The sequence below is a fragment of the Collinsella sp. CLA-AP-H1 genome, from assembly GCF_040092945.1.
Classification (GTDB): domain Bacteria; phylum Actinomycetota; class Coriobacteriia; order Coriobacteriales; family Coriobacteriaceae; genus Collinsella.
The window spans coordinates 87054-100688 of the sequence record NZ_JBBNKO010000007.1 but is presented as its reverse complement, the minus strand read 5'-3'; the positions used below and the strand labels follow the sequence as shown (position 1 = coordinate 100688).

Below are 13635 nucleotides of genomic sequence, written 5' to 3'. Positions count from 1 at the left end.
TTTAGATTTTTGTTTGAGCGTGGGCGCCCAGACGTTTCAGAGCGCCTCGCCAGATCGGCGCGGGCACGGCTGGCTCGGCGCAAACCATGCCGTCGGCGTCGACGTTGGCGGCATTGCCGCCGCCAAGTCGCTGTGCATGCTCGACGGAGCAGCCCATGCGCACAGCGCCCACAAGCTTATCCATCGCTTCCGAAAATGGTCGGCGCAAGAGGCCCATGCGTGGGGAATGGCGAAGCGCTGCGATGCCGCTGCCGGCGCAGATGGCAACGCCGCCACACCACAATTGGTCATGGCGCTCACATGCCTTGCACAGGCGAACGGCGGTCCCACGCGCCCGCTCTGTGCCCTCTTGTGCGGCTCGAATCGCGGCATAGACGCGCGTTCCCGTACCGCCAAAGCGCTCAAGCGCCCGCTCGATGGCTGTCAACGTCTCATCGTCAGCCACATCTTCAATGGCCAGCACGATGCCATCGGCAACGCTGCCGGCGTCATTTGCCTTCAAGTCGACCGGGCGGGGGAGTGCGGTGCCGGAAAGTTGAGCATAGGCGGCGATGGCATCCTGCAGGTCCCAGAGCAAAAAATCAAGATCGGCGCTATTGGGAATACTGATATACGCAATGGTGTGCAGTGTTTTTGGTACGTCGCCGCGCGCGGTCGTCTCCATGCCATCTCCTTTCCGGCTCGTTTCCGTTTAGGTTACACCGTCTGGTGGCGCCCCGCCGCGCTATCCTAGTGCAACCCTTACGAAAGGAACGCCATGCGTCTGCCCATGAATACCTCGCTTGCCATGCTCAAGCCCTCCGGTATCCGCCGGATTAACGCGCTCGCCGCCCGGCATCCGGGGTGCATCGCGCTCGCGCTCGGCGAGCCCGATTTTCCCACGCCCGATGTGGTTAGCGCCGAGGTGACCGCCGCACTGGACCGCGGTGACACGCACTATCCGCCCAACAACGGTCGCCCCGCCCTGCGTGAGGCGTTATCTGCCTACATGGGGGACGCGGGCCTTACGTTTTCGGCCGACGAGGTCATCCTAACTGACGGCGCGACCGAGGCCCTGTCGGCAGCATTCATGGCTATGCTCAACCCCGGCGACGAGGTCATCATCCCCACGCCGGCCTTTGGCCTGTACGAGAGCATTGTCGTGGCCAATCACGCCAAAGCGGTCTTTTTGGATACGGAGCCTGCGCAATTCCAGATTGACGAGGACGCACTTCGTGCTTGCGTGACGCCGGCGACCAAGGCCATCGTCATCTGCACGCCCAACAATCCTACGGGCTGCATCCTCGACGCGGCATCGCTCGACGCCGTGGCGCGCGTAGCGGAGCAGGCGGGCATCTACGTAATCTGCGACGACGTATATAACCGCCTAGTCTACGTGGATGGCTACGAGCGCTTTGCCCAGCGCCACCCGGAACTGCGTGAGCAGACGGTAGTCATCGAGAGCTTCTCCAAGCCCTGGGCCATGACCGGCTGGCGCTTGGGCTGGCTCGCAGCGGCAACCCCCGTCATCGCCGAGATCGCAAAAGCCCACCAATACTTAGTATCGAGCGCCGTCTCCTTCGAGATGGACGCCGCAGCCCGAGCCCTCACCGTCGACCCAACCCCCATGCTCAAAGTCTACCGAGCCCGTCGCAAACGTGTACTCGCAGCCTTAAACGCCATGGGCCTCGACGTAGTAGAGCCCGCAGGAGCCTTCTACACTTTCCCGAGCATCAAAAAGTTCGGCCTAACCAGCGAAGACTTCTGCATCAAAGCCATCAAAGAGGCAAACGTAGCCCTAGTCCCGGGCGACTGTTTCGGCACCGAAGGCCACGTCCGCTTAAGCTACTGCGTCTCCGACCAAGATCTGGACGAAGGCCTAAATCGCCTGTCCAACTTCGTGTCAACTTTATAGCCCAACGGGACGCAACACATCAGCCCACCGACCCAAGCATTATGAGTGGGGGCGTCAGCCAACGAAAACCCGGGCTGCCCAAAGTCAACGCAGGCACGCGCCGCCGAAGGCCAGGCGCAAGGTTTTCGTAGATTCCGCACGAGCCGAAGAGCACTTAATGTGCTCTTCGTGCGAGCCAGGACTTGACCGAGCGAAAACCTTGCGCCTGGCCTTCGGCGGCGCGTGCCGGATGGTGGAATTGTGTGCAGCCCGGTTTTCCGTTGACCGACGCCGGGGTCCCCGCCATAATACTTTCGGTTCACGCACGAATCCGCTGCCAGAGACAGCCGGTGCAAACGGGCATCGCCCGCGAGCTTAATGGGATATCCCGCCAGCCGAGGTGGTCGAGTAGATATGTCTTCTCGCCCCCGTCGCTCATGCAGCGCGGGGGCTTTCTTTTTGGACATGCCCCCGTCACGTCCTTGTGGCGGACCGTGCCCGGAAAGAATTCGAGGAGGTGTAATTCATGCCCCAGCAGTACAAAATCGACAAGGTTGCAGAGATCGAGTCCCGTATCGCCGAGAACGCCGGTCTGTTCGTCGTCAACTACAACGGTCTGACGGTTAAGCAGGCTCAGGAGCTGCGTCATCAGCTTCGCGAGTGCGGCGCCGAGATGAAGGTCTACAAGAACAACCTGGTCAAGATCGCCCTCAAGAACCAGGAGCAGCCCGAGATCGACGAGATCCTCGCCGGCCCCGTCGCTTATGTGTTCTACGAGACCGAGCCGGTCGAGGCCGCTAAGGCCCTTAAGGACTTCTCCGCTAAGTCCAAGGGCGTCCTTGAGATCAAGGGCGGTATCTCCGACGGCAAGGCCGTTTCCGCTGATGATGTTAAGGCTATCGCCGAGCTGCCCACCAAGGATCAGCTTCTCGGCCAGATCGCCGGTCTCATCTCCGGTTTCGCTCGCGACATCGCTGTCTGCGTCAACGGCGTTTCCTCTGGTCTCGCTCGTTCGATCCAGCAGGTCTCCGAGCAGAAGGCAGCCTAGTTGCTGTTTTCACCCGCGGCGGCAACGCCGCACCCCTGGCGCATTCGCGCCGTGTTTTAACTGATCTCCGTGCATCCGCACGGAAACCGAAAGGACTTAGAAATGGCTAAGCTTACCACCGATGAGATCATCGATGCTCTTAAGGAAATGACCCTTCTCGAGGCTTCCGAGCTCGTTAAGGCTATCGAGGACACCTTCGGCGTTTCCGCCGCTGCTCCTGCCGCTGTTGTCGCCGCTCCCGCTGCTGGCGCTGCTGAGGCCGAGGAGAAGACCGAGTTTGACGTCGTGCTCGAGGGCTTCGGCGACAACAAGATCCAGGTCATCAAGGCCGTCCGTGAGCTCACCAACCTTGGCCTGAAGGAGGCCAAGGAGGTCGTCGAGGGCGCTCCCAAGGCTGTTCTCGAGGGTGCCAAGAAGGAGGACGCCGAGGCTGCCAAGGAGAAGCTCGAGGCTGCTGGCGCTGCTGTCACCCTCAAGTAATCAGGCTTTCTCGCCAGATTTCTTTGCAGGCGGGGTTCGCATTGCGAGCCCCGTCTTTTTTGTTTTTCGGTCCCTCGACATCGGTAGCTCAAACTGCCGTATTCTGTGATTTGCGTCGTATCGGGTGCCCTGCCGTTGGGCAATAAAATTGCACCATTCGAGCAATAATTTGCGTTGACCTGCTGAAGAATTGTCTCTGCCTTGTAGCGACATATAGTTCCAGCGGTAAGATGCTTGGGTATCGCAATTTGGTCTGCGGCTGTGCGCCGCACGCATGGGGCGCTTTTGCGCCTGCGAAAGGATCTTTGAATAACATGAAGGCAATCATCCCCGCCGCCGGTCTTGGCACGCGTTTTCTGCCTGGCACCAAGTGCACGCCCAAAGAGATGCTGCCGGTGCTCGACAAGCCCGTCATTCAGTACGTCGTCGAGGAGGCGCTCGACCCCGAGGAAGTCGACGACGCCATCATCGTTACATCTCCCGGTAAGCCCGAGCTACTGAACTACTTCCAGCCCGATCGCTCGCTCGAGAACCTGCTGCGCGAGCGCGGCAAGAACGCCTATGCCGATGCCGTCGCCCACGCTGGCGGTATGCCGGTCGACTTCCGTTATCAGTACGAGCCCAAGGGCCTCGGCCATGCTATTCGCTCTGCTGCCGACGCCGTGGCAGGGGAGAACTTCCTGGTTCTTCTGGGCGACTACGTTGTGCCTAACCGCGACATCTGCGACAAGATGCTCGCCGTTTCCAAGGAGCACGGTGGAGCTTCGGTTATCGCCGTCGCTGCTTGCTCGCCCGAGGAAGTCAGCCGCTACGGCGTTATCGCCGGTGAGCGCGTCGGTTCGCTCGAGGGTGCCGAGGACGTTGCCGATGCAGAGCCGGGCGCTGTCTGGCGTATCGGCGGTCTGGTCGAGAAGCCCGCTCCCGAGGCTGCTCCGTCCAACCTGTACATCGTCGGTCGTTACCTGCTGAGCCCGCTGGTTATGGACCTGCTCGCCGATCAGCGGGCCGGCAAGGGCGGCGAGATTCAACTCACCGACGCCATGGCCCGTTCGCTCGACCGCGAGGCCATGTACGCTGTCGTCATCGACCCGCTCTCGGGCTACGACACCGGCACTCCCTCTGGCTGGATGGCCACCAACGCCCTCATGGCCGCAAGCGATCCTCGCTTTGCCAGCGCCTTCTGGGACGCCATCGACGAGCGCGGCGGCTTGATGCGCAAATAAGCCTTCGGGCATCGACATTTACGGGCGCGGACCTCGGTTCGCGCCCGTTTTTAATAAGAGCTGCGATTGCCGGCCCTCTGTTCACAGAAAATATATGAACAGATGTTCGATACACATACATCTAACTGCGTGTTTTCTGTCGAAAAACTTTGCTACTCCAAAAACTCAATCGCGTCAAGGCTTTTCTTGCCCAACGGTCGGTACCTGATAAACTATTAGGTTGCGATAACTGGCGAAGCTATGCCTCGCCAACCCACCGAGCATTTCCGTGAAGGAGGAAAAACCTGGTGACCTACGCATACACTGCCACTGAGCGCAAGCGCGTCAGCTTCGGGAAAATCCCGGAGGCCATGGAGCTCCCCAACCTTATCTCTGTTCAAAGGGAATCCTTTGAGCGTTTTAAGGACGAGGGCCTTCGTGAGGCGTTCAAGGAATCCAGCCCCATCCAGAGCCAGAACCATGTTCTCGAGGTTACCTTCGGCGAGCATCAGTTCGGCGATCCCGCGCACACCGTCGAGGAGTGCCGCGAGAAGGACATGACCTATCAGGCTCCGCTCCTGACCGACGTCCGTCTCACCAACAAGGAGACCGGCGAGATCAAGGAGCAGCTCGTCTTCATGGGCGACTTCCCCATGATGACCGATCAGGGCACCTTCATCATCAACGGTACCGAGCGTATCGTCGTCTCGCAGCTCGTCCGCTCCCCGGGCGTGTACTACAGCTCCGAGATGGATTCGGGCAAGCAGATCTACAAGGCCCAGATCATCCCGTCCCGCGGTGCCTGGCTTGAGTTTGAGGTCGACAAGCGCGACCAGCTTATGGTCTCCATCGACCGTAAGCGCAAGCAGAGCGCCACGATGTTCCTGCGCGCCCTTGGCATTGCCGTCACCAACGACGACATCATCGAGCTGCTCGGCAACTCCGATGTGATCAAGCGCACCCTGGAGCGCGACACCGCCCTCACCCGCGAGGACGCCCTTATCGAGATCTATCGTCGCCTGCGCCCGGGCGAGCCTCCCACCGTGGACGCTTCCCGCAGCCTGCTCGAGGGCCTGCTCTTCAACCCGCAGCGCTACGATCTGGCCCGTGTCGGTCGTTACAAGGTCAACAAGAAGCTCAACCTCACCACCGAGGAAGAGGTCACGGTGCTCACCGACGAGGATATCGTCGCGACGCTGCGCTACCTGCTGTCCCTCGCTGCCGGCGAGCAGGGCTTCAAGGTCGACGACATCGACCACTTCGGCAACCGCCGCATCCGCACCGTCGGCGAGCTCGTCGCCAACCAGTTCCGTATCGGCATGAGCCGTATGGAGCGCGTCGTCCGTGAGCGCATGAGCTCCCAGGACATCGACGAGATCACCCCGCAGTCGCTCATCAACATCCGTCCGATCGTGGCCTCCATCAAAGAGTTCTTCGGTTCCTCGCAGCTCTCGCAGTTCATGGACCAGGCGAACCCCCTGACCGGTCTGACCCACAAGCGCCGTCTGTCCGCACTCGGCCCTGGCGGTCTTGCCGGCCACAAGTCCGGCTCCAGCCGCCGCACCAACGTGCCGACGGCCGTCCGCGACGTTCACAACTCGCACTACAGCCGCATGTGCCCGATCGAGACCCCCGAAGGCCCCAACATCGGCCTGATCGGCTCGCTCGCCCTCTACGCCCGCGTCAACGAGTACGGCTTCATCGAGGCTCCGTTCCGCCGCGTCGAGAACGGCGTTGCCACCGATCAGATCGACTGGATGACCGCTGACGAGGAAGAGAAGCACGTCATCGCGCCGGCCAACACGCCGCTCGATCCCAAGACCAACGAGTTCATCACGACCGATGCCGAGGGCAAGCTTGTCCGTCCGCACACCGTGATCGCTCGTACCCGCGACTTCGACGGCTCCTTCGGCGCTCCCGCCGACGTGCCTGTCGAGGACGTCGACTACATGGACGTCTCGCCGCGTCAGATGCTCTCCGTCGCAGCCACGCTGATCCCGTTCCTCGAGCACGACGACGCCAAGCGTACGCTGATGGGCGCTAACATGCAGCGTCAGGCCGTGCCGCTGGTTCATCCTGCCGCTCCCTATGTCGGTACCGGCATGGAGCGTCGCGCCGCTCTGGACTCCGGCGAGGTCACCCTGGCCAAGAACGCCGGCGAGGTCATCTTTGCCGACGCCGCCAAGATCATCGTCAAGCATGCCGGCGGCATGGACGAGTATCACCTGGCCAAGTACCAGCGCTCCAACCAGTCCACCTGCATCAACCACCGTCCGCTCGTGCGCGTCGGTGACACAGTTGAGCAGGGCGAGCCCCTGGCTGACGGTCCCTCGACCGATCATGGCGAGCTCGCACTGGGCCAGAACCTCACCGTGGCATACATGCCGTGGGAAGGCTTTAACTACGAGGACGGTATCGTCGTGTCCGAGCGCCTGGTGGCCGAGGACCTGCTGACGACCATCAACATCACCCGTCACGAGATCGACGCCCGCGACACCAAGCTCGGCCCCGAGGAGATCACCCGCGAGATCCCGAACCTCTCCGAGGACATGCTTGCCAACCTCGACGAGGACGGCATCATCCGCATCGGCGCCGAGGTCGGCCCTGGCGACATCCTGGTCGGCAAGGTCACGCCTAAGGGCGAGAGCGCTCTGACCGCCGAGGAGCGCCTGCTGCGCGCCATCTTCGGTGCCAAGGCCCACGACGTCCGCGACACCTCCCTTAAGATGCCTCACGGCGCTTACGGCCGCGTCATCGACGTCGTCCGTTTTAGCCGCGAGAACGGCGACGACCTGGCCCCCGGTGTTAACGAGCAGGTGCGCGTCTACGTCGCCCAGCGTCGTAAGATCCAGCAGGGCGATAAGATCGCCGGCCGCCACGGCAACAAGGGTGTTATTTGTAACGTTCTGCCGGTCGAGGACATGCCCTACATGGCTGACGGTACCCCGATCGACGTTATCCTCAACCCGCTGGGCGTTCCTTCGCGTATGAACGTCGGCCAGCTGCTCGAGTGCCACCTTGGCTGGGCTGCTGCCTGCGGTTGGGATACCGAGCAGGCCGACTCCGACAAGTACGTCCCCGGTCCGTTCTTCACCGCCACGCCCGTCTTCGACGGCGCCAAGGAGGACGAGATCGCCGAGGTCATCCGTCGTGCCAACAAGAACATGCTCAACAAGGCCACCGCTGCCTTTGGCGATCACATGCGTCCCGAGTTCGTCACCCAGCTTGACGAGCGCGGCAAGACCCGTCTGTTCGACGGCCGCACCGGCGAGGAGTTCCGCGAGCCCATTACCGTGGGTACGTCCTACATCCTCAAGCTCGGCCACATGGTCGATGACAAGATCCACGCCCGTTCGACTGGCCCTTACAGCCTGGTTACCCAGCAGCCGCTGGGCGGCAAGGCTCAGTTCGGCGGTCAGCGCTTCGGCGAGATGGAAGTTTGGGCACTGTACGCATACGGTGCTTCCAACGTCCTGCAGGAGATCCTGACCGTCAAGTCCGACGATACCGTGGGCCGCGTCAAGACCTACGAGTCCATTGTCAAGGGCGAGAACGTCCCGGTTCCGGGTATCCCCGAGTCCTTCAAGGTTCTCGTCAAGGAGATTCGTTCCCTCGCGCTGGACATCGAGCCCATGCACGATGCCGACGAGGACGCCTCCGCCCCCGTGACCGCCGAGGAGACCTCTGCCCTCGATGACCTGGCTGCGCTCGCCGGCGTTGACGCCGACGTCGAGGCCCAGGATGCCGAGACCGCCGAGGCACCCGAGGCTGTCGCCGCCACGACCACTGATAAGGAGTAGTTGACTGTGGCAGATTTCGAAGCTACTGATTTTGACGCGGTAAAGATCTCCCTTGCCTCCGCCGACCAGATCCGTTCCTGGTCGCACGGTGAGGTCAAGAAGCCGGAGACCATCAATTACCGTACCCTCAAGCCCGAGAAGGACGGCCTTTTCTGCGAGAAGATCTTCGGTCCCGCCAAGGACTGGGAGTGCTCCTGCGGCAAGTACAAGGGCATCCGCTTTAAGGGCATCGTCTGCGAGCGCTGCGGCGTCGAGGTCACCTCGGCCAAGGTGCGTCGCGACCGCATGGGCCACATCGAGCTCGCCGCTCCCGTGTCCCACATCTGGTACTTCAAGAGCCCCACGAGCTTCCCGATGAGCCGTATGCTCGACATCAAGTCCAAGGACCTCGAGAAGGTTCTGTACTTTGCCAGCTACATCATCACCGAGGTAGACTACGAGGCTCGCGAGGCCGACGCTGACGACCTGCGCGAGGAGCTCGCCGCCGATCTGGAAGAGATCGATGCCGAGTGCGCCCGCCAGATCGAGTCCCTCAAGGAGCAGGGCAACCCCGAGAACTTTGACGAGTTCTCCGATGAGGAGCCGCTGACCCCCGAGGAGATCGCCTCTGGCATCGTCGACATCGAGGAAGAGTGCAAGGACGACAAACAGCTCCGCACGGACGCCTTCAACGCCTTCATGAAGCTCTCCGAGCGCGACCTCATCTCCGATGAGCCGCTGTTCCGCGAGATGACCCGTTACTACTCCATGTACTTCAAGGGTGGTATGGGTGCCGAGGCCGTCCGCGACCTGCTCGCTGCCATCGACCTCCCCTCCGAGGCCGAGAAGCTCAAGGCCATCATCGCCGACGAGGATTCCCAGAAGCAGAAGCGCGAGAAGGCCGTCAAGCGCCTCGAGGTCGTTGACGCCTTCCTGAAGGGCGGCAACAGCCCCGCGAACATGATCCTGGACGTCATCCCGGTCATTCCGCCCGATCTGCGCCCGATGGTCCAGCTCGACGGCGGCCGCTTCGCCGCGTCCGACCTCAACGACCTGTATCGTCGCGTGATCAACCGTAACAACCGACTCAAGCGCCTGCTCGACCTGGACGCCCCCGCGATCATCGTGAACAACGAGAAGCGCATGCTCCAGGAGTCCGTGGACGCCCTGTTCGACAACGGCCGTCGTGGTCGCCCGGTCTCTGGCCGTGGCGGTCGCCCGCTCAAGTCGCTCGCCGAGGCCCTCAAGGGCAAGCAGGGCCGTTTCCGTCAGAACCTGCTGGGTAAGCGTGTCGACTACTCCGGCCGTTCGGTTATCGTTACCGACCCCAAGCTGCTGCTGCACCAGTGCGGTCTGCCCAAGACCATGGCGCTGGAGCTCTTCAAGCCCTTCGTCATGAAGCGCCTGGTCGAGCTTGGCAAGGTCGAGAACATCAAGGGCGCCAAGCGCGCTATCGACCGCGGTGCCACCTTTGTGTGGGACATCCTCGAAGAGGTCATCGACGGCCGCGTCGTGCTGCTCAACCGTGCACCGACCCTGCACCGTCTGTCCATCCAGGCCTTTGAGCCGGTGCTGGTCGAGGGCAAGGCTATCCACCTGCATCCGCTGGTTTGCTCGCCCTTCAACGCCGACTTCGACGGCGACCAGATGTCTGTCCACGTGCCGCTGTCCAGCCAGGCTCAGGCCGAGGCTCGCGTGCTCATGCTCTCTGCGAACAACCTGCGCTCGCCGGCATCCGGCAAGCCGGTTAACATCCCTTCGCAGGACATGATCATCGGTGTGTACTACCTCACCCAGGTTCGCGAGGGTCTGCCGGGCGAGAACCACGTGTTCTCGAGCTTCGACGACGCGCTGCACGCCTATGACTGCCGCTCCGAGGTCGACATGCAGGCCAAGATCCAGGTCCGCGTGTCCGCTGCCGATGCCAACGTCATCAACGAGGACGGCACCCGTATCTTCCGCGTCAAGAACGGCAAGAACGAGTTTGTCGACTACGATGTCACCGGCAACAAGACCGCGCGCTTCGAGACGTCTATCGGCCGCATCATCTTCAACCGCCAGTGCCTGCCCGAAGACTATGAGTTCATGAACTACAAGATGGTCAAGGGCGACGTGGCCAAGCTGGTTGCGGACTGCTGCGATCGTTACCCCGAGGCCAAGGTCGGTCCGATCCTCGACGCCATCAAGTACTCCGGCTTCCACTACGCTACCCGCGCCGGCCTCACCATCTCGGTGTGGGACGCTCTCATCCCTGCCGAGAAGCAGGAGCTGCTCGATCGCGCCCAGGCCAACGTCGACCAGATCAACGAGTACTTCGAGGAGGGCTTCATCAACGAGACGGAGCGCCACATCGAAGTCGTTAACGAGTGGACCGCTTGTACCGACAAGGTCGCAGCGCTCATGCTCGACATGTTCGACGAGGAGAACCCGCTCTACATGATGGCCGACTCCGGCGCCCGTGGTTCTAAGACCCAGCTGCGTCAGCTCGGCGGCATGCGTGGCCTGATGGCAGACATGTCCGGCGAGACGATCGACCTTCCCATTAAGGCGAACTTCCGCGAGGGCCTGCTGCCGCTCGAGTACTTCATTTCGACCTACGGCGCCCGTAAGGGCCTGGTCGATACCGCATCCCACACCTCGGACTCTGGTTATCTGACCCGTCGTCTGGTCGACGTGGCCCAGGACGTCATCGTCCGCGAGGAGGACTGCGGTACGCACGAGGGCGTTACCTACAACCTCATCATCCCCGGCACCACCGACCTCAACACCGACCTCGTCGGCCGTTGCTTCATCGAGGACGTCGTGGCTCCCGATGGCACCGTGCTCTTTGAGCAGGACGGCTACATCGAGAAGGTCGCTGACATCCAGAAGATGGTCGATGCCGGCCTCAAGAAGGTCAAGCTCCGCGCGCTGCTCACCTGCCGCTCCAAGTACGGCGTGTGCCAGAAGTGCTACGGCTGGGATCTTTCCACCCGTCGTCCGGTCGCTATCGGTACCGCGGTCGGCATTATTGCCGCTCAGTCCATCGGCGAGCCCGGTACGCAGCTTACGATGCGTACCATTCACTCCGGCGGCGTCGCTGGCGTCGACGATATTACGCAGGGTCTGCCTACGGTCAGCCGTATGTTCGATATCGTCGGCAACGTCAACGAGAAAATCCTGGGTCGCGAGGCCGAGCTGGCTCCGTACTCCGGCCACCTCTCGATTAAGCCCGAGAAGTCCGAGTACGTGCTGACGCTCACCGACTCCGAGGATCACACCCGTGTCCTCGACGAGCGTCGCGTCCCCGCTTCGGTGCGCTTCATGCCCGAGATCGAGGACGGCTGCGAGGTTCGCGCCGGCGACCAGATCACCAAGGGCTTCGTCAACTTCCGCAACCTGCGTAAGCTGACCGACATCGAGTCGACGATGCACACCTTCGTCGAGAGCGTCAAGGACGTCTACACCAGCCAAGGCGTCGACCTGAACGACAAGCACATCGAGGTGCTCGCACGTCAGATGCTGCGTCGCGTTCAGATCACCAACCCCGGCGACTCCAAGTACCTGCTTGGTCAGTACGTCGACCGCTACGAGTTCGCCGACGAGGTCGAGCGCGTTGCCCGTCTGGGCGGTCAGGCTCCTGTGGCCGAGCCCGTCATCCTGGGTACGCTCAAGGTCGCGTCCAACATCGACTCCTGGCTGTCGAGCGCTTCGTTCATCCGTACCGCCGGCGTCCTTACCGAGGCTGCCATCGAGGGCAAGGTCGACCACCTGCTCGACCTTAAGTCCAACGTCATCGTCGGTAAGAAGATCCCGGCCGGTACCGGCCTCAAGCCGTACGCCAACGCCAAGCTGACGTATCGTACGGCCGACGGCTATGTCGACATCGACGGCCCGGCTTCGCCCAACGCCAAGTCGCTGCCCGAGTGGGCTCCTGTGGAGCTCAAGGACCTGGACGAGCAGCTCCCGCAGCAGCTCGACTGGGCCGGCTACGACGAGTTCGGTGGTGCTGACGGTTCGTTCACCCGCAACGGCCACACCATCTCCGCCGAGAAGGCTCGCCTGTACCTGTTCGACGACCTGGGCGTGTCGCAGCGCTGGACCAACAAGTTCAGCGAGGTCGGCATCGAGACGGTCGGCGACCTGGTCGGCAAGTCCGAGGAAGATCTGCTGCGCATCGATGGTATCGGTGCCAAGGCGATCGAGGAGCTCCGTGACGGCCTCGAGGCCCACGACCTGCTCTATATCCTCGAGAACAACGACGACGTTGCCGACGAGGAAGACCTCTCGCAGCTGCTGCAGATGGTCTTTAGCCCCGACGGTCCGGACGATATCCTGCTGGGTACCTCCGCTCCGACGCATCACGCCGACGCCGACGAGGAGCTCCTGGGCGCCCCGATCGACGACAAGAAGGCTCCCGCCAACGGCGCGATCAATGAGGACATGGCTTCCCTCGACGAGCTGCTCAACCAGCTCGTGGACACCGACGACGCCGAAGAGGCAAAGGACAACGACGAGGAGTAACTAGTTCCGTCGTTCTAACGAACGGCGGCGACCTCCGTCGCTGCGCGGCCCCCAGAGCTACAATCTGTCATTCAAAAGGCAGGGCATGACCAAAAGGTCAATGTCCTGCCTTTTTCATGCCACCTTGTACGCTCTGGGGGCCGCTCGCTTACGTGTGTTCAACCTGTTGCGTTCCGCTGATCCCTTGGGGACGGAGGAAAACGGATCATTTTGAGGTGTGGATTCGGAAGTATGCGGCAAAATCCTGATGGGTCGACCACACCGCATATGCTCAAGCGATCTACCTGCTGGTTTAATATCGCAAAACCCTTGTGCGCTCAGCAAGTTCAAAATTTGCCGCATACTTCCGAAAACGCCGCTGATCTACATGTGATAGGTGAGTGCGGACAAGCGCTGGAGTGCTACGTTTCCCCAGATAAAACCGACCAAAATAAACCTGTCCCTATTTGGCAGGGAGCGTTGCCCCGACGAGCACGTCGGATTCCCGGGCCGGGCGGCACAGGGGTTAAGTTTGTCGCGAGTTCCGCACGAGCCGGAGGCCACTTAATGTGGCCTCCGTGCGAGCCAGGACTGTAGAGCAGCAAACTTAACCCCTGTGCCGCCCGGCCCGGGAATCCGCCCCCGCGCACAGGAGGGGATTCCTTTTGTGTAGGCTTTGCGGAAATGTGCTCATTTTGGGATACGCCCGGCGGCGTGGTTTGTTGACGGCACAGCTAACGGCACGTATCCTATCGAACTGCGTGTTTCGTA

7 protein-coding genes are annotated in these 13635 nt (G+C 61.8%); 6 read left to right on the top strand and 1 reads right to left on the bottom strand.

Annotated features, from left to right (window positions below; all coding sequences use genetic code 11):
• Position 1 precedes the first annotated feature (1 nt).
• Positions 2–664 (bottom strand): hypothetical protein, encoded by a 663-nt coding sequence (locus AAAV44_RS05785; RefSeq protein ID WP_349114965.1) that lies wholly within the window; start codon positions 662–664, stop codon positions 2–4.
• Positions 665–757: 93 nt separating this feature from the next.
• Here AAAV44_RS05785 and AAAV44_RS05780 point away from each other — a divergent pair, with 93 nt between their 5' ends.
• The 6 genes from AAAV44_RS05780 (at position 758) to AAAV44_RS05755 (ending at position 12885) form a co-directional block, all read left to right on the top strand.
• Positions 758–1894 carry an aminotransferase class I/II-fold pyridoxal phosphate-dependent enzyme gene (locus tag AAAV44_RS05780; RefSeq protein ID WP_349114963.1) on the top strand — a complete coding sequence of 379 codons (1137 nt, stop codon included), beginning with the start codon at positions 758–760 and terminating at the stop codon, positions 1892–1894.
• A 505-nt stretch (positions 1895–2399) separates the two neighbouring features.
• On the top strand, positions 2400–2921 hold the full coding sequence (gene rplJ, locus AAAV44_RS05775; protein WP_055250258.1) for a 50S ribosomal protein L10: 522 nt from the start codon (positions 2400–2402) through the stop codon (positions 2919–2921).
• 102 nt (positions 2922–3023) lie between these two features.
• Positions 3024–3401: a 50S ribosomal protein L7/L12 gene (gene rplL / locus AAAV44_RS05770; RefSeq protein ID WP_006235005.1), complete on the top strand. Its 378-nt coding sequence runs from the start codon at positions 3024–3026 to the stop codon at positions 3399–3401.
• A gap of 314 nt (positions 3402–3715) precedes the next feature.
• On the top strand, positions 3716–4624 hold the full coding sequence (locus AAAV44_RS05765; RefSeq protein WP_349114962.1) for a UTP--glucose-1-phosphate uridylyltransferase: 909 nt from the start codon (positions 3716–3718) through the stop codon (positions 4622–4624).
• 287 nt (positions 4625–4911) lie between these two features.
• Entirely contained in the window at positions 4912–8403 is a 3492-nt protein-coding gene (locus AAAV44_RS05760) for a DNA-directed RNA polymerase subunit beta (RefSeq protein WP_271738607.1), read from the top strand.
• Positions 8404–8409: 6 nt separating this feature from the next.
• Positions 8410–12885 (top strand): DNA-directed RNA polymerase subunit beta', encoded by a 4476-nt coding sequence (locus AAAV44_RS05755; protein WP_349114961.1) that lies wholly within the window; start codon positions 8410–8412, stop codon positions 12883–12885.
• Positions 12886–13635 lie beyond the last annotated feature (750 nt).

Excerpts from the sequence above, each read along its gene's own strand:
- AAAV44_RS05785 (WP_349114965.1), bottom strand. The coding sequence starts at position 664 with ATGGAGACGACCGCGCGCGGCGACGTACCAAAAACACTGCACACCATT.
- AAAV44_RS05780 (WP_349114963.1), top strand. The coding sequence starts at position 758 with ATGCGTCTGCCCATGAATACCTCGCTTGCCATGCTCAAGCCCTCCGGT.
- rplJ (WP_055250258.1), top strand. The coding sequence starts at position 2,400 with ATGCCCCAGCAGTACAAAATCGACAAGGTTGCAGAGATCGAGTCCCGT.
- rplL (WP_006235005.1), top strand. The coding sequence starts at position 3,024 with ATGGCTAAGCTTACCACCGATGAGATCATCGATGCTCTTAAGGAAATG.
- AAAV44_RS05765 (WP_349114962.1), top strand. The coding sequence starts at position 3,716 with ATGAAGGCAATCATCCCCGCCGCCGGTCTTGGCACGCGTTTTCTGCCT.